18 protein-coding genes are annotated in these 19,087 nt (G+C 37.2%); 6 read left to right on the forward strand and 12 right to left on the reverse strand.

Annotated features, from left to right (window positions below; all coding sequences use genetic code 11):
• Window positions 1-16: 16 nt before the first annotated feature.
• The 5 genes from AAHF87_RS04720 to AAHF87_RS04740 form a co-directional block, all read right to left on the reverse strand.
• A complete protein-coding gene (locus tag AAHF87_RS04720; RefSeq protein ID WP_342147368.1) occupies window positions 17-553 on the reverse strand; it encodes a F0F1 ATP synthase subunit delta in 537 nt (178 codons plus the stop codon).
• Window positions 553-1,023, reverse strand: coding sequence for a F0F1 ATP synthase subunit B (locus AAHF87_RS04725; protein WP_342147370.1), 471 nt, complete (start codon window positions 1,021-1,023; stop codon window positions 553-555). The genes AAHF87_RS04720 and AAHF87_RS04725 overlap by 1 nt, the downstream gene beginning before the upstream one ends.
• Before the next feature lie 146 nt (window positions 1,024-1,169).
• Entirely contained in the window at window positions 1,170-1,475 is a 306-nt protein-coding gene (gene atpE, locus AAHF87_RS04730; RefSeq protein WP_342147371.1) for a F0F1 ATP synthase subunit C, read from the reverse strand.
• A 30-nt stretch (window positions 1,476-1,505) separates the two neighbouring features.
• Window positions 1,506-2,312 (reverse strand): F0F1 ATP synthase subunit A, encoded by an 807-nt coding sequence (gene atpB / locus AAHF87_RS04735; RefSeq protein WP_342147373.1) that lies wholly within the window; start codon window positions 2,310-2,312, stop codon window positions 1,506-1,508.
• On the reverse strand, window positions 2,309-2,713 hold the full coding sequence (locus AAHF87_RS04740; protein ID WP_342147375.1) for an ATP synthase subunit I: 405 nt from the start codon (window positions 2,711-2,713) through the stop codon (window positions 2,309-2,311). Before AAHF87_RS04740 ends, atpB begins: the two co-directional genes overlap by 4 nt.
• Before the next feature lie 383 nt (window positions 2,714-3,096).
• Between AAHF87_RS04740 and AAHF87_RS04745 the strand changes: the two genes are divergently transcribed.
• The gene (locus AAHF87_RS04745) at window positions 3,097-4,140 is read left to right on the forward strand and encodes a class I fructose-bisphosphate aldolase (protein WP_342147377.1); all 1,044 of its coding nucleotides are present in this window, start codon (window positions 3,097-3,099) and stop codon (window positions 4,138-4,140) included.
• Window positions 4,141-4,280: 140 nt separating this feature from the next.
• Window positions 4,281-4,724 (forward strand): c-type cytochrome, encoded by a 444-nt coding sequence (locus AAHF87_RS04750; RefSeq protein ID WP_342147378.1) that lies wholly within the window; start codon window positions 4,281-4,283, stop codon window positions 4,722-4,724.
• A gap of 251 nt (window positions 4,725-4,975) precedes the next feature.
• Here the strand turns inward: AAHF87_RS04750 and AAHF87_RS04755 are convergent, their stop codons facing one another.
• The 3 genes from AAHF87_RS04755 to hldE all read right to left on the reverse strand — a co-directional run bounded on the left by AAHF87_RS04755 (window position 4,976) and on the right by hldE (window position 7,781).
• Complete coding sequence (locus tag AAHF87_RS04755) at window positions 4,976-5,314, reverse strand: ComEA family DNA-binding protein (protein ID WP_342147379.1); 339 nt, start codon at window positions 5,312-5,314, stop codon at window positions 4,976-4,978.
• A gap of 74 nt (window positions 5,315-5,388) precedes the next feature.
• Window positions 5,389-6,342, reverse strand: a complete 954-nt coding sequence (gene rfaD / locus AAHF87_RS04760; RefSeq protein ID WP_342147380.1) for an ADP-glyceromanno-heptose 6-epimerase — start codon at window positions 6,340-6,342, stop codon at window positions 5,389-5,391.
• Window positions 6,339-7,781 carry a bifunctional D-glycero-beta-D-manno-heptose-7-phosphate kinase/D-glycero-beta-D-manno-heptose 1-phosphate adenylyltransferase HldE gene (gene hldE, locus AAHF87_RS04765; protein WP_342147381.1) on the reverse strand — a complete coding sequence of 481 codons (1,443 nt, stop codon included), beginning with the start codon at window positions 7,779-7,781 and terminating at the stop codon, window positions 6,339-6,341. Before hldE ends, rfaD begins: the two co-directional genes overlap by 4 nt.
• Before the next feature lie 236 nt (window positions 7,782-8,017).
• Here hldE and recA point away from each other — a divergent pair, with 236 nt between their 5' ends.
• The 3 genes from recA (at window position 8,018) to AAHF87_RS04780 (ending at window position 11,771) form a co-directional block, all read left to right on the forward strand.
• Complete coding sequence (gene recA, locus AAHF87_RS04770; protein ID WP_342147382.1) at window positions 8,018-9,085, forward strand: recombinase RecA; 1,068 nt, start codon at window positions 8,018-8,020, stop codon at window positions 9,083-9,085.
• A gap of 140 nt (window positions 9,086-9,225) precedes the next feature.
• Window positions 9,226-9,699, forward strand: coding sequence for a regulatory protein RecX (locus tag AAHF87_RS04775; RefSeq protein ID WP_342147383.1), 474 nt, complete (start codon window positions 9,226-9,228; stop codon window positions 9,697-9,699).
• A gap of 56 nt (window positions 9,700-9,755) precedes the next feature.
• Window positions 9,756-11,771, forward strand: coding sequence for a M3 family metallopeptidase (locus AAHF87_RS04780; RefSeq protein ID WP_342147384.1), 2,016 nt, complete (start codon window positions 9,756-9,758; stop codon window positions 11,769-11,771).
• On the opposite strand, the gene AAHF87_RS04785 is transcribed toward AAHF87_RS04780, so the two are convergent.
• The 4 genes from AAHF87_RS04785 to cfa all read right to left on the reverse strand — a co-directional run bounded on the left by AAHF87_RS04785 (window position 11,768) and on the right by cfa (window position 17,380).
• Entirely contained in the window at window positions 11,768-13,114 is a 1,347-nt protein-coding gene (locus AAHF87_RS04785) for an FAD-binding oxidoreductase (protein ID WP_342147385.1), read from the reverse strand. The genes AAHF87_RS04780 and AAHF87_RS04785 overlap by 4 nt on opposite strands.
• Window positions 13,115-13,118: 4 nt before the next feature.
• Window positions 13,119-15,392: a phosphoenolpyruvate--protein phosphotransferase gene (ptsP, locus tag AAHF87_RS04790; RefSeq protein WP_342147386.1), complete on the reverse strand. Its 2,274-nt coding sequence runs from the start codon at window positions 15,390-15,392 to the stop codon at window positions 13,119-13,121.
• A 112-nt stretch (window positions 15,393-15,504) separates the two neighbouring features.
• Window positions 15,505-16,083 (reverse strand): RNA pyrophosphohydrolase, encoded by a 579-nt coding sequence (locus tag AAHF87_RS04795; RefSeq protein WP_425287996.1) that lies wholly within the window; start codon window positions 16,081-16,083, stop codon window positions 15,505-15,507.
• 151 nt (window positions 16,084-16,234) lie between these two features.
• Window positions 16,235-17,380, reverse strand: coding sequence for a cyclopropane fatty acyl phospholipid synthase (cfa, locus tag AAHF87_RS04800; protein WP_342147387.1), 1,146 nt, complete (start codon window positions 17,378-17,380; stop codon window positions 16,235-16,237).
• Between the two features lie 115 nt (window positions 17,381-17,495).
• Here cfa and AAHF87_RS04805 point away from each other — a divergent pair, with 115 nt between their 5' ends.
• Complete coding sequence (locus AAHF87_RS04805) at window positions 17,496-19,061, forward strand: AAA family ATPase (protein ID WP_342147388.1); 1,566 nt, start codon at window positions 17,496-17,498, stop codon at window positions 19,059-19,061.
• Window positions 19,062-19,087 lie beyond the last annotated feature (26 nt).

A 19,087-nucleotide genomic window follows, 5' to 3' on the forward strand; every position in this document is an offset into this window, starting at 1 on the left:
TTGACTATACTGCCTCTTAATTCACTAATGTCGCACGTAAACGTTCTAATTTGCCACGTACAGAATCATCGATGACTAAATCCCCGACGCGAACGACCAACCCACCTAATAGATCCTTATTAGTATGATGGTCTAATTTTATATGACCCTGGAAACGATCCGATAACACTTTTACTAAAGATTGCTCTTCCATTTTAGTTAAAGGCACAGCAGAAATAGCGTAAGCTTTAATTTCCTTGGTTTGAGCGGCCTTATAGCGCTCAAATAAACGTTCAACCTCTGGAAGCATTAATAAACGTTGATTAACCGCCATTAATTTCAGAAAATTTTTTCCAAAAGGAAACATCACCGCTTTACAAAATTCTAACAAACATTCATACGCCACCATTTTATCGATACATGGATTTTTTAATAAATTTTGCATCGATTTCTCGTTAATAATTTTTGCAGTCTGCTTTAATAAAGCAGACCAGGCATCCACATCATTTTTATCCGACGCACAAGCAAATGCTGCTCGTGCATAAGGTCTAGCAATGGACGTAATATGAGCCATCAAATTTCTTCCAAAGATTGTTTAACGAGGGCATGTTGAGCTACGCTATCCAGTGATTGTGCCAAAATTTTCTCAGTGGTTGTAATAACTAAATCAGCCACTTCTGCTCTCAGTTTCTGCTGCGCAGTCTGCCATTCTTGCTGAATATCAACTCGGGCTATAGCTAATAAACGTTCGTTTTCTATTCTTATTTGCTGCTTAGACTCTTCAGACATTTGATTAGCGCGTTTATTAGCCTGCTCAATAATCTCAGCCGCCTGTTGCTTTGCCTCTTGTAAAAACTCATCTGCTTTTAATTGAGCCAATTCTAAAGCTTGTTGACCTCGCTCAGCAGCAGCCAAACCATCAGCAATACGTTGTTCTCGTTCTTTCATTACTTTTAGTATGGGCGGCCATACAAATTTCATGGTAAACCATACGAAAACAGAAAATGTAATTAACTGGCCTAATAAGGTGATATTAATTTCCACAACAATATCTCAAGTTTATTATACTCTTCGCACTTGAATTTTTGTCTGCGTTGCCGCTCGACTCGCAATCCTCATGTATCTTGAATACACTCCGGCTGCTTCACTACACGGGCCACCAAAAAATCCAATTGCTGTGAGCATATCATTTAACCCATTACTGGTTTAGAAACTAGCTTTAAAACTTCGCTTAAAAAAGGATTTTTAGCAAAAATTAAATAAAGCCCCATTACGATAGAAATAGCGGCAAATGCGTCAACTAATCCAGCCATTAAAAACATTCGCAACATCAGCATAGGTGTTAACTCAGGCTGGCGGGCAACTCCTTCCAAAAATTTTCCACCTAAAATACCAAAACCAATCGCAGTGCCTAATGCGGCCAAGCCTACTAATAAAGCCGCTGCAATGGCCGTTAAACCTTGTACATTAGCAACTACTTGCGCAACTTCTAACATTTTCATATCCTCTCTTTTATTAATAAATAATTAATGTGTTTGTTCTTGGCCATGTGTCTCATGGGCCATACTTAAATAAACTATGGTTAGCATCATAAAGATAAATGCTTGAATCGCAATAATTAAAATATGAAACACCGCCCAAACCCCGCCAAAAGTCCACTGTAACCACCATGGTAATAATGCCACTAAAATAAAAATTAATTCTCCAGCAAATAAATTTCCGAATAACCGTAGCGATAAAGAAATAGGTCGTACGAATTCTTCTAGTAACCGAAAAATAATATTGATGGGAAAGAGATAAGGACCAAATGGGGCAACCAGCATTTCTTTACTGAGTCCCTTCACACCTTTAATTTTCAAGTTATAGTAAATGATTAAAATAAAGACTGCAATTGACATGCCAAATGTTGTATTTGGATCAGCAGTCGGCACGGATCGGAAATGACTGACCCCAAACAATGATAGCACTGTCGGCAACAAATCCACCGGCAGCAAATCCATAAAATTCATTAAGAACACCCAAACAAAAATTGTCAGGGCTAAAGGCGCAATTAATTGACTAACACCGTGAAAAGACTCTTTTACAGTTTTATCTACAAACTCAACGAGAATTTCAACAAAATTTTGTATTTTACCAGGGACGCCACTACTTAGTGTTGCAGCCACCCAGCGAAATAAAATTAAAAATCCTATGCCCAATACAGCGGAAAGAAAAAAGGTATCGAGATTTAAATTCCAAAAACTTCCTTCACCTGAGAAACTTAAAGTTTTCAGGTTAAAGCTAAGATGTTCAAGATGATGCTGAACATAATTTGCTGAGGTTTGTTCACTCATAATAAGCCTTCCCTGCTTTTAATTATTAGCAACAACCAAAATACTAGCTGAGAAGCTAAATAAGCTAGCAGCAAGATGGGAATATCTATTGATAATAACTTAACCACCATTATGAAAAAAATTCCACTGAAAAATAGTTTCATTAATTCTGCTCGATAAAAAATACTGAGCAAGTCTTTTCCCGATACCTGCCCTAAACGACACATTATTTTAATCACAAAATAACAGTTAGGCAGTAGCCATAAGACAATACCCAGCGCAAGGGATCTAACAAGCTGCTCGTCCGGACGTATACTCAGTAAAAAAACGACTATCCCTAGAACAGCAAATGCCATGAGACTCGCCAGGCACATTTTTTGAATTACCCTACCAGGTAACTGGGCAAGCCTAACAAAAGTCATTTTAAGCCACCCCCGACTTATAAATTGTCGGACAGTATAATAAGCACAACCCCTTTATGCAATGCCAATAAAGAATGAATTTTGCTTTTTCCCCAATACGATTTGAGCCCTATTCATCCCTAAATATTCTGATAGCTGACGGGGGGACAATGAAATTCACATCAAATATGGAAAAAACTAAAATTAGCCCTTTTCTTCTAACCAACCCCATTAGCGGCTAAGTTTGAAATAAAGGCTTAAATTAACTGGGAATTCGGTGGATATTGAGATCGGTAACTTTACTAGAAATTACCTACGTTGTTCTATATAGTATTAAGCTTTACAAAATACTGTAAGATTCACTTAGCTTTAATATGTCAAAAAAATGTAAGGAGCAATATATTATGGCCACTCACGAGCTTGAAGGGACTATTCAACGGTTAACCGTACCAGGAAAAGGAATTTTAGCAGCAGACGAAAGTCAAGCTACTATTACCAAGCGATTTGCTGCCTTACACTTAGAGTCAACCCTAGAGAATCGTCGTAATTATCGCGAACTACTTTTTACTACGCCAGGTATTGAAGCATTTATCAATGGTGTTATTCTTCATGAAGAAACCTTAGCGCAAAAAACCAAAGAAGGATTACTATTCCCCGACTATCTAGATAATGAAGGTATTGTCCCTGGAATAAAGGTTGATAAAGGGCTTATCCCTTTAAATGTAGAAGAAAAAATAACCCAAGGCCTAGATGGTCTAGCAGAACGTCTGGTAACTTATAAAAATCTTGGAGCTTGTTTTGCCAAATGGAGAGCTGTTTTTTCCATATCTAGCGCCTTACCTTCTTCTTTGGCCATAATAGCTAATTCTCAAGCTTTAGCCCGTTATGCTTCTATTTGTCAAAGCCATGGAATTGTACCTATTGTAGAACCTGAATTGTTAATAGATGGCGATCACAGTTTAGTCCGCTGTGCTGAAGCAACAGAAGTCGTTCTTCATACTGTATTTGAAGAACTCTATAAGCATCACGTTGTACTCGAATGCATGATACTAAAACCCAGTATGGTCATTGCTGGTAATCAATATACACCTCAGCCTAATATCGCTGAGGTTGCCGCTGCAACTTTAAAAATATTACGTCAAACAGTTCCCGCCGCGGTACCTAGTATTAATTTTCTTTCTGGAGGTCAAACACCAGAAATTGCTACCGCTCATTTAAATACGATGAATAAACTCCAACCCTCACGTCATCCTTGGCGCCTAAGTTTTTCATATGGCCGCGCGTTACAAGAACCTGCATTGAAAGCATGGAATGGTAAAGCACATAATGTGAAAGCGGCTCAGCGCGCCTTTTATAAACGTGCAAGACTTAATGCCGCTGCTTGCAAAGGGCAATATCAATCAAGCATGGAAACTGAAGAAAAAGAGGCGGAGACAAACTTTGCTTAACCCATTTTAATCATAAAAATTACCCTTTGCGCATATGTGCTAAGATTTATAAATATTATATTCACAGCAATTGGATTTTTGGTAAAGCGCCGCGAGAATGAAGCAACTGGAGTGTATTTAAGATACATGAGGATTGCGAATTGAACGGCAACACAGGCAAAAACTCAAGTGCGAAGAGTATAATTCTTTTTATTTTTCTTTTTGGCTTTGATACTGCCTATGCAGATTTTTTTGATAACTCAACAATTGCCCTTGAAGATCGTATTGCGCCAATTGGAAAAGTCAAAGTTGCTGCATCTGCAATAAAGCTATCACCTTTAACAGCTGCTCATAAAGATATGCATGCGGGTAAAGCCATATTTGAAAGCAAATGTGTGTTGTGCCATAAAAATGGCATTGCAGGTGCCCCACGTTTAGGCAATCAGTCGGATTGGGCTCCACGGATAAAAAAAAAATTTTCCATCTTATTAAAACATGCAACAACGGGGTATCAAGCTATGCCTCCAAAAGGGGCCTGCTTAGAATGTTCAATATCGGATTTAGAGGCAGCTATCCACTATATGTTAGAACAATTACACATCTAACAAATTTTGATTCATTAGCACTTATAACGATAAATTTTGCCCCATTTCAAGCACAGTGAATATATATTCTTCGCACTTGAATTCTTAGCCGCGCAACCCGCAATCCTCATGTATTTTGTATGCACTCCGGTTGCTTCATTCTTGCTGCGCCTTGCCAAGAATCCAATTGCTGTGAGTATACTTCATAGATTCAGATATAGTTTTGTTATTTTACTCCTTTTTTAATCAAAATTTATAGCTGAATTTATCTATTAAACAGTTATTTTTTCGCGATTTTGATCCACTATTCTTTTGCTTATCCCTTTGATTTTTATTAAATCATCAATAGTTTTAAAAGGTCCGTGCTCATTTCGATAAGCAAGAATCGCCTTTGCACGTTTTAAACCTATCCCTTTCAATTCTGCTGCTAAGGTTTCTCCATCAGCTGTATTAATATTAACAAGTGCTGAGACGGGAGTAGATATAGTTTTTGCTGGAGAAGAGGTTAAAACGGTATTACTATGCGAAATAAAAGGGCTGGTAGTTGCTAAAACCGGCGTAGCTATAACTGATGCTAACAAGGTTGCAAATAATGAAGAATAAATATCCATAAAACAAAACTCCTTTTTAAAATTTTTCTATTGGAATTTATATTTTAAGGATAAAAAATGAATGAATCAATGAATTAAACGGTAATATTTTTGTGCATAATAGAAAGATAATTTTTTACACCATTTGCAATATTGCGAAAAGTTCCTTGATAACCCGCATGGCGTAATTTTGAAAGATCCGCTTGAGTAAAACTTTGATAACAATCTCGCAAATGTTCCGGAAATGGAACATAGCGAATTTCGCCACGCCCATAAAAATCAATAACCGCTTGTGCTAGTGTATTAAAACTTTCGCAATTTCCTGTTCCTGTATTATAAATTCCACTTTTTTTGGATTCCAAAAACCAGAGATTAACAGCAACCGCATCATCAACATAGATAAAATCTCTCAGTTGTTCACCATTAGCATAACCATCCGTCCCCTCAAATAAATTTATAGCGCCGGTACTTTTAAGCTGTTTATCGGCATGCAACACCACGCTCGCCATAGAACCTTTATGACTTTCGTTAGGACCATAAACATTAAAATAACGTAACCCTACAACCTGACTCTTTATCTCACTTAATATGCTTCTTACATATTGATCAAATAAATATTTAGAGTAAGCGTAAATGTTCACTGGCTTTTCATAGGGTAATTCTTCTTTAAAAACCGTCCCTAAACCATAAACAGCAGCGCTTGAAGCATAAATGAAAGGAATCTTCCAAGCCAAACAGTAATTTAATACGCTTTTAGAGTATTCATAATTATTGTTCATCATATATCGCCCATTCCATTCGGTAGTCACAGAGCAAGCACCTTGATGAAAAATAGCTTTTAACTTAGAAAAAAGCTTATTTTGCTTAATTTTCTCTAAGAACTCATTTTGATCTAAATAATCAGTAACCGAACAATCCGCAATATTTTTGAACTTCATTCCATCTGTCAGATCGTCAACGACTATAATCGGCATATCAGGATATGCATTATTGAGTTGTTTTACTAAATTACTACCAATAAAACCTGCTCCTCCTGTAACAATAATCATGAAGATTCCTTTTCTTGTTCTTGAATTTTAGAAATTATCGCACTAGTTGAGCACCCTTCTACAAAATTTATCAATTTAATTTGACCACCATATTCTTGTATTGCTTTAGCTTCTGAAAGCTCATGCACTTGGTAATCACTTCCCTTTACCCAAATATCTGGTAATAATAACTTAATAAGACGCTCTGGAGTTGCTTCACTAAAAGGGATCACCCAATCCACTACACTTAATCCTGCTAATACCGCCATTCGATTGGCTAAATTGTTTATCGGCCTTCCTAAGCCTTTTAATTTTGACACGGACTCATCGTCATTAACCGCGACAATTAATCGATCACCCAAACGTTTAGCTTGCTCCAAATAGGCAACATGACCGGCATGTAAAATATCGAAACAACCACCTGTCATCACGATTTGCTCATCGTGCGCCTTCGCATCTTCAACGATCGTTTTAAGTTCAGCTTCTGGCAAAATACCGCGGTGAGATGAGAGTTGCTTAATTTGTATCGCACGTCTTAGTTCCATTTGACTAACTGTCGCTGCTCCTAATTTCCCGACGGCAATGCCCGCCGCAATATTGGCAAGCTGTGCAGACTGGACTAAATCTGTTTGAGCGGCATAAGTTAAAGCTAAACAAGCGATCGCCGTATCGCCAGCACCCGTAACATCATAAACTTGCTGAGCATAGGCTGGTAAATACACTTCCGGCTGATCTTTTTGAATGAGCGTCATGCCTTGTTCACCACGTGTGACAAGTATGGCTTGGAAATTATGCTTTTCTAAAAGCTGTGTACCTTTTTGCAACAAAGTATGCTCGCTATCGCATCTATCAACTACCGCTTCAAATTCTCTCCGGTTAGGCGTTAATACCGTTGCGCCTTGATAGACCTTAAAATCATTACTCTTGGGATCCACGAACACTGGCTTTCCTGCTTTTCGAGCCAACTGAATTAATTCTTGAACATAAGCCAAGCATCCTTTGGCATAATCAGAAAGTATGACCACATCACAATATTTAAGTCTTTGATCAAATAATTGCTTTAGGTGTGCATAATCAATTTGATAAGGCTGCTCTTCAAAATCGAGTCGTATCAATTGCTGATGCAAACTGAGTATTCGAAGTTTAGTCACAGTACGCGATTGTGGTATTTTATATAAATAACAATTAACGCTAGCGTGACTTAGTTTTTTCTCAAGTATGTCTCCTTCGTTATCATCTCCACAAAAACTAAGTAAATCAACTTGCGCACCAAGTGCAGCTATATTTAAAGCGACATTACCCGCACCCCCTGGACGTTCTTCAAGATTTTGTATATGCACTATCGGTACGGGTGCTTCTGGAGAAATTCTGGATGTATCACCAGACCAATAACGATCCAACATCACATCACCTACAACCAGAGCACGGATAGATTGAAATGAAGGAATTTGTATTTTCATTAGACCTCTTGCAGAATCTTCTTCTTACATTTTTTAACTTTTAAGTATCCAGCCACTATAAAAAAGGACATGCTATAAAGCGCATGAGCTTCTCAAGATTTGTTTAAGTTTTAAACAAATACTTGTTCTGAGCAGATCGATCAAAAAAGCATATAGAGACGGCTGCTTAGTTTATGCGATAATGCTAGCCAGAGTCCATTTTTACACATTTTTTCCTTATAAAAGGTACCTTCGTTATGAGTGATGCAAGTAATGCTCGAGAAAAAGCCCTTAAAATGGCAATAAGCCAAATCAAAAAACAACACGGGGAAGGTGCGGTAATGCGTCTAGGCGACTCTAGCCAGGTTCCTGTAGACGTGGTTTCCACGGGTTCTTTAGGTCTAGATATTGCCTTGGGGATAGGCGGGTTGCCGCGCGGGCGCATCATCGAAATCTATGGGCCTGAATCCTCTGGTAAAACGACACTTACCTTACAAACTATTGCCGAGTGTCAAAAAATAGGGGAGAAGGGGGTCGCAGGGGTCGCGGCATTTATTGACGCAGAACATGCTCTGGACACTATTTATGCCGCTAAATTAGGTGTAAAGACAGCCGATCTTATAATTTCTCAGCCTGATACGGGAGAGCAAGCACTGGAAATTGTTGATATGTTAGTCCGCTCCAATGCCGTCGATATTATTGTTGTCGACTCCGTTGCCGCACTGACTCCGCGCGCCGAAATTGAAGGGGAAATGGGCGACTCACACATGGGCTTACAAGCGCGTTTAATGTCGCAAGCATTGCGTAAGCTCGCAGGAAATATTAAGCGCTCAAATACTTTAGTTATCTTTATTAATCAAATCCGCATGAAAATTGGGGTTATGTTTGGCAACCCTGAAACAACAACCGGTGGTAATGCGTTAAAGTTTTATGCGTCGGTACGCCTTGACATCCGCCGCACCGGATCCATCAAAAAAGGTGATGAAGTCATAGGTAATGAAACGCGGGTCAAAGTAGTAAAAAACAAAGTTGCCCCTCCATTTAGACAAGCTGAGTTTGAAATTCTTTATAATCAAGGAATTTGTCATATGGGAGAAATTGTTGATCTCGGTGTAACACATGGGTTAATCGATAAAGCCGGGGCCTGGTATAGCTATCAAGGTGAACGTATTGGTCAAGGAAAAGATAATGTAAAACAATTTTTGAAAGATCGTGTGGAAATTTGTCAAAAAATAGAAGCGGAAATTCGAAAAAACTTACTCAACAAACCAACCGAAAGTAGCCCACCTGAAGTACCAGAACTGGAAGCTGAAATTATTGAATAAATAACTCTTCGCAATTGAACTTTTGTCTGTGTTGCCGCTCAACTCGCAATCCTCATGTATCTTGAATACACTCCGGTTGCTTCGTTTTCACGGCGCCTTGTCAAAAATCCAATTGCTGTGAGTATATTAGCGCGCTGATTATGTTATACAACGTTGATATTTTAGAAGTCGACAAAAAAATCCGCCAAATTGCTTTGGAGCATTTGGCGAGACGAGAACATACTCGCTTTACGCTTCGAGAAAAATTGATACAAAAAGGATTTTTGCATCAATCGGTAGAGGCTGTTTTAGATAGTTTAATTGAACAGGGATTTTTAAACGAAGAACGTTTTTGTGAAGCTTTTATTCAAAAACGTATAAGACAAGGATATGGACCAATAAAAATCACTGCTGAATGTCATCAATATGGAATAAATAATGATATTATTTTTTCTCAACTTCCTCAAGAAGAAGATTTTTGGCTAGACGCAATTCAGAAGATTCTGCTAAAAAAGTTTCGTCCTAGTCAATTACGTAAAGAACAGTTACGTCAAATACGTTATTTTCAATATCGTGGTTTTAAGCTTGATCAAATAAAAGCATCGCTAAAAATTTATCTTCATCAGACAAAATAAACTCGGTTTGATTTTTTAAAGAAAATAATAGTTAAATATAAAACCCTTAGGAATATATGATGACTACCTTACCAAAATTTACTAAAATTAATCCGAAAAATATAGTCGGTGAATTAGATGCTCTACTAGCCAGCAATCGATCCGAATTAGCCAAATTACTCGCTGAAGTCACGCCTCTTGATTGGAGTTTTATTCAGAAATTAGATGATTTAGAGGACCGACTGCAACATTTTTGGTCTCCGATCAATCACCTCTATGCTGTCAAACAGACTCCCGGACTACGATGTGCCTACAACAAATGTCTCCCCAAACTAAGTATCTATAGTTCCGAATTAAGTCAAAATCATGTCCTCTATCAATCCATTAAAAACTTGGCTAATAGTGATTATCAATTCAATTATGCCCAAGAAAAATGTCTACATAATGAATTACGAGATTTTCATTTAGGTGGAGTCGATCTACCCAAAACTCAACAAAAAAGATATCAGGACATTCAAAAACAGTTATCTCAACTATCGAATCAATTTGAAGAAAATTTACTCGATGCTACAGCTGAGTGGTCAAAATGCATTAGTAATAAATCCGACTTAAAAGGAGTCCCTGCCTACGTTATCGCAAATGCCGAAAAAGCCGCACAAGAAAAAAATCTAAGTGGCTATTTAATTACTCTAGATTATCCCTCCTATTTTCCCATAATAACCTATGCAGATAATCGTGCCCTACGTGAAGCCATATATAAAGCCCACATTACACGCGCTTCGGAGCTCAGTAATCTAGCGCTTGATAATAGCAAGGTTATGTTCAATATACTTAATTTGCGCCATGAGTTGAGTCAAATATTGGGTTTCAAAAATTATGCTCAAAAAAGTTTGGCTTCGAATAAAATGGCAAAAAATCCTGAAGAAGTGCTCGAATTTTTGGAGGAACTACTGGCTTATTCACAACCTAAAGCAAAAGAGGAATGGAAAGAACTTTCTAGTTTTGCGCAATCTCAAGATCAAATTGAAACTTTAGAAGCCTGGGATATTTTATACTATCGAGAGAAATTACAAGAAACAAAATTTGGTATTTGTGATGATACTTTACGCTGTTATTTCCCTGTAGATAAAGTGCTTGCAGGACTTTTTAAGTTAATAGAGCGTTTATTTGGTATGCAAATTAAAGAAATTAAAAACGTTGAGGTATGGGATCCCGAGGTCCGTTTTTTCTCGATTTCAGATAGTCAGCAACAATTACGCGGGCAGTTTTATTTAGATCTCTATGCAAGATCTGAAAAACGTGAAGGAGCTTGGATGGATGATTATCAATCACGGCGTTACTTAGACAATGGTGATATTCAAACACCTATTGCTTTTTTAACCTGTAATTTCTCCCCCCCAATCCACTTAGAAACTCCCTTGTTAACACATGAAGAAGTTTTAACTTTATTTCATGAATTTGGCCATGGTTTACAACATATGCTGACTGTAATTGATTACTCGGCTATTTCAGGCATTAATGGCGTTGCTTGGGATGCAGTTGAATTACCCAGTCAATTTTTAGAATATTTTGTTTGGGAAAAATCTGTTCTTGATCAAATCAGTAGCCACTATAAAACCGGTAAGACTTTACCTGATACATTGATTAGTAAAATGCGTAAAGCTAAAAATTTCCAGGCTGGTCTACAATTATTAAAGCAATTGGAACTATCCTTATTTGATTTTCGTATGCATATAGAATTTGATCCAGCAAAAGGCTACGAACAAATTCAAGACTTACTTGATTCAATACGTAAACAAATTGATACCATCCCAGTAGCTTCATTCAATCGATTTCAGCATGGATTTTCGCATATCTTTGCAGGAGGTTATGCTGCTGGATATTATAGTTATCTTTGGGCAGAAGTTTTAGCCTGTGATGCCTTTGCCAAGTTCAAAGAGGACGGCATCTTCAATGAAGCAACTGGAAAAGCGTTTTTACATAATATTTTAGAGCAGGGTGGCGCCATTGATGCTATCGAATTGTTTAAAAAGTTTCGGGGTCGTGAGCCAAAATTACAGGCTTTTTTAAAAACCCTAGATTTAAATTATTAGCTCTCAAGCTTTAAACGCCTTGATAAACTTGAGCTAAATCTATTCTGCGGATCCCATTGCTGCTTGACTGCTAACCATTCTGGGTATCGTTTATACATGTCGCGAAATGCCTTTGGTTTTAAACGAGCATCTTTTGCTAAATAAATCCTGCCTCCAGCACGAATAACTATTTCGTCCAAAATATCTAAACAAGTAAATAATTTCTCGCTATGCAGAGGAATATCAAGTGCTAAAGTAAATCCTGACAATGGAAATGACAATGGTGCTAAATTTTCCCGCCCAAAACGTTTCAACACAGCCAGATAAATAGGATGCTTATGTTTATGCAAGGTTTCCAAAATATCTTTTATGGCAGCATAGGAGAATTTTTCTGGTATTGTACATTGATATTGAATAAAGCCTTTTTTTCCATATAAGCGCCGCCAATTTCTTATGCGATCCAAAGGGAAAAAATAATTGTGGTACGCTAATAGAAAAGCTTGATCTCTTTTTGCTGAATGGTGGTAATACGCTTTATTAAACAGTTTTACCAATAAAGGAGGCAAAATAGAAATCGGTAAGGAGTAGGGGCAATTAAAGGAAGAATATTTTTGAGTTGAAAAGGCTGATTTCTGTTGAGCAGTAGGAAGTTCTAACAAATCGGCGTGTTTTGCCTTCATAACAACGCCCTGAGAAAATGGCATATTTAAGGCATCTAGCCAAGCTACGCTATATTCGAACTCATCATCCTTATGACACAAGATTTCCAATGTTTGCTCTAGGCTATGTATAACTTGATGTTGCACCTTCATATAAGCGGTTTTAATTCTTTTTAGTTGTAAAGTCACTACACCAATAATTCCTGTTAAACCCATACCACCTATTGTGGCCCAAAATAATTCTGGGATAACTTCAGGTGAACAATTTATCCTTGCTCCAGTAGCAGTAATCACCTGTAAACCGAGTACATATTGTCCTAAGGAACCAGCATGACTATGATTTTTTCCATGGGCATCCGTAGCTATACATCCGCCCAAGGAAACTGCTGCTGTCCCAGGCATTACTGGTAAAAACCAACCTTGTTTAACAATAAGTTCCAAGATCTTGGCCAAACTGATACCCGATTCAACCGACAATATACCTTTGTGCACATCAAACTCGAGAAAGCGATCTAAACGGTTTGTTAAAATAATCTCTCCTTGAGCATTCAAAGCGGCATCACCGTAACTTCCGCCTAAACCGCGCGCTATAGAAATTAATTGGCTAGGTTTAAGTTCTGCGTAGCTTTCAGGACGTGACACACACTTAGGTTGCTCTATGGGATAACCATTAAAACTAGATTGACATTTTTTACACCAACTCATACTGCTAACCAGTTACCGGTATTAAATGATCCAAATTAAATCTCGACAGTTGTTCATTTAAGTATTTTCTTATGTCAGTTGCATTATCCATTACTAAAATTTTTATTAATGTTTTTCTGGCTTGATGAAAACTAATCTGGCGAATGACAGATTTTATTCGAGGAATAGAAAAAGAGTTCATACTCAATGCATCAAATCCCATCGCTAAAAGTAAAGGTATAGCTAAGGGGTCACTGGCCATTTCTCCACAAATGCTAATCGGTTTTTTTGCTTGATGAGCAGCTTCAACAATTTGAACTAATGCTTTCAGAACCGCAGGTTGAAACGGATCGTACAAATTGGCCACACGCGGATTATTACGATCTACAGCCAACATATATTGAGTAAGATCATTGCTTCCTACCGATAAAAACTCAACACGTTCAGCTAATGCGCGAGCTTGATAAATTGCAGAAGGAACCTCAATCATTATCCCAATTGGAGGTTTACATGCTTGGGGTTCTTCGCTTACTACTTTCTCATAGGCTTGATCGATCAAGCGTAAGGCATGATCAGCCTCGGCAACACAACTAACCATCGGTAACATGATGCGTAAATTATTGAATTCCAAATTAGCTCGCAGCATTGCACGGATTTGTATTAAAAATATTTCTGGATGATCCAGCGTTACACGAATTCCACGCCAACCTAAAAATGGATTATCTTCTTTAATAGGGAAATAAGGTAATGCCTTATCCCCCCCGATGTCTAATGTGCGCATTACGACGGGTCGTGGTGAAAATGCTGCTAATAATTGACGATATAAACCATATTGTTCATCTTCGGCAGGGAAGCAATCTCGAATAAGAAAAGGTACTTCGGTACGATATAGTCCTATGCCTTCTGCACCTGCTGTTAAAGACAGACTCGCGTCTGCCATCAGTCCGGTATTTACCCACAGAGCTATGCTGTAGCCATCTAATGTTTGTGCTGGTAATTCTCGCAAAGCCTCTAGACTATTCGTAAATTCACTTTGTTGTTGTATCAGTGTAGTAAAACTTTGTTTAACCCTTCCAGAAGGAGCTACTATAATCCGGCCTTGGGAACCATCGACGATTAAAGTTTGCGCTTCGAGTTGGTTTACTGGTAAATTTTCTACTCCAGTAACGGCAGGAATCCCTAGAGAACGTGCCAAAATAGATAAGTGAGAATGACTAGAACCTTTTACAGAAACTATCCCCGCTAATCGGCCCTCAGGCACTTCCGCTAAAGCAGAAGGACTGACTTCCTCACCAATCAGTATGGTATTTTCTGGATATAAAGGTGGCGTAAATTGGTTATTTTGTAAATGCATTAAGATTCGACGTCCTAAATCTCTCAAATCCGCCGCTCTTTCACGTAAATAATCGTCATCAACTTTCTCAAATTGTTGCACGTGCGTACTAATAACCGACTGCAAAGCTGCCTGTGCCCATTGATGAGAAGTTTTAATGGCGGTTATAACTTCTTTTTCCAAACTAGCTTTATTTAAAATCGCTAAATACACATCGAACAATGCTTGCTCTTCTTCTGGTAACACAGACATCATATGTTTTTTTAAACGATGAATATCATCTCGCGTCGCTTTAAAAGCTTTTTTTAACTGAGCTATTTCTGCTAATAAATCATCCGCTCTTTTATAAGGGACTGCTTCTAAATCAGCAAATGGATATGCCACAACAACCTGGCCTATGGCAATACCTGGGGCACTAGCAATCCCTTGAAAACTGATATCTTGCTGTAATTGTTTTTTATTTTCCTTAAATAAAGAAAATATTTCTCCTGTAGCTTCTGCATGTGCTAAAACACCGCCTAATTGAGCAGCCATGGTAACCAAAAAAGCCTCTTCTGCTTCATCAAAACAACGCTGCTCTTCTTGTTGGACTACCAATACTCCCAATAAAGCACGATTATGAATAATAGGTACACCCAGAAAAGCTTTATAACGTTCTTCACCAATATCAGCGATATATAAAAAATCAGGATGCTTGGGTGCATTTTCAATATTAATTAATTCGCCATTTCGTCCCACTAAACCAACTAAACCTTGATCAGACCCAAAACGTACTTTCCCAACACATCTAGGATTTAGACCGTCAGTTGCAAGTAAAACGTAATTTTTTTCATTATCAAGTAGAAAAACTGTGCAGGATTGTGTATTCAAAGCTTCGCGAATTCGTCTCACTAATGTCCGTAAAGCTTCTTTAAAACTTTGAGCTGCGCTGATCTCTTGAACAATACGACGAAGTATCTTCAACATAGCAAATACCTAACTAATTAGTATTTGAACATATAATTAAATTACGGTTTAAAATACTAAACCTATGTCTTGTAAAACCGTAACATGCTCAAATAAGTTTATATTTATTTGGTTATTCGACTTTTTCTACCAACGTTAAGTTGCTACATAGTTTACTAACCCGTCTCGTTTGTACAACTTGGGAGGGAAGCAATGTCGCTAATTCTTCTAACGCACGCCGATAAACATGTCTCTTAAATGTAATAACTTGCCTGATAGGGTACCAATAAGGAGCCCAGCGCCAACGATCAAACTCAGGCGAACGAGTAACATCGAACCGAATTTTTTCCGGATCTCCTCTTAAGCAAAGCAAAAACCATTTTTGTTTTTGGCCTATACATAATGGTTGCATATGTGAACGTCGTAAATGAAGGGGTAACCAATAATATAACCAATTTTTTGTCCCTCCAAGTAACTCAACATCTGAGTCTTCTAATCCTAATTCTTCGTAAAGCTCCCTAAATAAGGCCTGCTCCGGTGTTTCATTAACTTGGAGACCACCTTGAGGAAACTGCCAAGCATGCTGACCAATGCGCCTAGCCCAGAGGACTTCTCCTATAGAATTTGCAACAATAATACCCACTCCTATCCGAAAACCTTCCTCATCAATCACACGATACTCTCCACATAAATTAGGCTTACATTGTTTCATAAAAGTACTAGGGGGTAAACCTTCTTAGAGCTTCTGTTTAATTTATTTTCTATCTAATCATTGCAGAAACTAACCATTAAAAAAACCTAATATTTAATCGCGTTGAGTCGGTAATTCTTCATTGCAGAATCTAAAAGCTGATTTTCGTTAATTAGCGTATAGACTCATACCCATTAATTACACCCCCTTTAGAAAAAACAATTTGCCATAACTGAAGATCGCGTGCTCTAAACGCCCCAGCACATGCCAATAAATAATATTTCCACAATCTATGAAAAGAGGAGTAATCATATTCTTTTTTTAAAAAAATCCACGATTTATTAAAATTTTCGAACCAAGCCATTAATGTTGTATCGTAGTAAGCGCCAAAATTATGCCAATCTTCCATAATAAAAAGGCCTTCACTGGCTTTTCCAATTTGACGAATTGAAGGTAAAATTCCATTAGGAAATATATATTTATGTATCCATGGATTAGGATGATATTTTGATGTGTTACTGCCTATAGTGTGTAATAAAAATAATCCAGAATTTTTTAAGCAACGATGCGCAATTTTCATGTAGGCTTTATGATTTTTTGGCCCTACATGCTCAAACATACCTATCGAAGAAATACGGTCAAACACTCCTGTAATATCTCTATAGTCTTTAAAGAGAATTTCTATAGGCCAACCTTGACTAAGTTTTTTTGCGTAATGATATTGCTCCTTAGATACCGTCAAACCAACTACTGAAACTCCATAATTTTCTGCTGCGTAACGAGCAAAACTTCCCCATCCACATCCAATATCTAGTACCTTCATACCAGGTTTGAGTTTTAATTTTTCACATACTAAAGCTAACTTGGCTTGCTGAGCTTCATCCAAATTTTTACTTTTTTTCCAATAGGCGCAACTGTAGGTTAAATTCTTATCCAGCATTGCCTGATATAATGAATTCCCTTTATCATAATGATGTTTACCCACTTCAAATGCACGAGATTTTGCTTGTAAATTAAAGCAGCTCAGAGCAAGTGAACGAAGCTTTTCTTTGATAAAATAATACAAAAAATATTTATTTTTTTTTATATTTTCGGGTACTTCTGTATGTAGTAAATAAAAAAAGAACTCATCGAGACTTTCACAGTCCCACCATCCTTCCACATACGATTCACCTAAAGCTAAAATAGGATTTTTTAATAATCGCGTATAAAATTTATCATTATGGATCTGAATGTCCCTAGGGTTTTTTCCATTTATCTCAATTTGTGCTTCCATTAATAACTGCTGGATTAATTTTTTAGCATCCGACAATTTCATTTGAAATATCCTTATAAAATAATCTAATCTGAACCCCTATACCCCCTTACAACCAATAACAAGTTACGTTATAGTGCGTATGGGTTAATAAATATTGATATTTAATCTTCAGACTATGCCTAACTCTTCTTTAATTAAGAATCTTCTATCTAACCGCGCTTTTAATCATCCAGTTGTGCAACTTGGGCTTATTGAAACACATGTTTCCTGGGTCATATTAACTGGAAAATATGCTTATAAAATAAAAAAACCTGTTGATTTTGGTTTTTTAGATTTTTCGACATTAAAAAAACGTAAACATTTCTGCGAAGAGGAATTACGATTAGGTCAATTATTTGCACCTGAAATCTATCTTGCTGTAGTACCCATTACCGGAACTATCGCGCATCCTCAGATTAATGGCGACACAGGGCCTATTTTAGAATACGCCATCAAGATGTGCGAGTTTTCTCAAGACAACTTACTAAGTGCGCTTCTTAAAAGAGGCAAATTAAGCGCGGGACTCATTGACCAATTAGGTCAATTAATCGCTGAATTCCATAAAAAAACACCTGTTGCCCCCAAAAATTCTCGTTTCGGCCTTCCTCTTGAAGTACAGGCCCCCACTCAGCAAAATTTTGAACAAATAATTCCTTTACTTAGCGACGCTACTGACATAGCTCAAGTAAAAAGATTAGAATTATGGGCTAACGAGCAATTTACTAAGCATAAAAAACTATTTGAAAAACGCAAAGAGCAAGGTTTTATTCGTGATTGTCATGGAGATTTACATTTAGCGAATATTATTCTTTATCATGACAAACTTGTTCTTTTTGATCGTTTAGAATTCAACGAAGATTTGCGATGGACCGATGTGATTGCGGATCTGGCTTTTTTAGCGATGGATCTAGCCGGAAAAAAACAGCCTCATTTGGCTAATCAATTAATCAATACGTACCTGCAATTTACTGGGGATTATGAAGGACTTAATTTATTAGCTTATTATCTTTCTTATCGAGCAGTGGTTCGTGCCAAAATAGCTTTATTCCGTTTAAATCAGAAAGATTTAGATGATAAAGAAAAATTAACTATTCGTAATGATTATTACAACTTCATAAATTTAGCAGAATTCTATACTCACTCTAAAAAATCATGTTTAATCATTATGCATGGACTCGCTGGATCAGGGAAATCCACTATAGCAAAAAAAATTGCCATTGAATGTGGTGCGATCCAAATAAGCTCTGATATTATACGCAAACAGATATTTGATATACCTTTATATGAAAACTCTAACTCAAGTGCCTATGGGGGGATTTACACCCCTCAATCGACGGAGAAAACATATAATAAACTTTTAGCACTAGCAAAAATAGTGATTACAGCTGAATTTACCGCGTTAATTGACGCCACATTTCTTTTTCATGCTCAACGATTAATGTTCTATAAATTAGCTAGTCTTTTAAAAGTATCTTTTTACATACTTCATTGCCAAACTGATGATCTTAAAATAATCCAACGAATTAAAAAACGTAACGCTCGAAATAATCGTATTTCTGAAGCGACCTCAACTATTTTAAAACATCAAAAAGAATTACTAGAGCCTTTATTAAAATCAGAACAACAACATACGTTGATTATCGATGATAAATTAAGTACTTTTAAAATCGTTTTAGATAATATTTGCACTCACAATGATTAACTATTCAGATGTTATTTATAAGTCCT

Source organism: Rickettsiella endosymbiont of Aleochara curtula (genome assembly GCF_964030935.1).
Lineage (GTDB): Bacteria > Pseudomonadota > Gammaproteobacteria > Diplorickettsiales > Diplorickettsiaceae > Aquirickettsiella.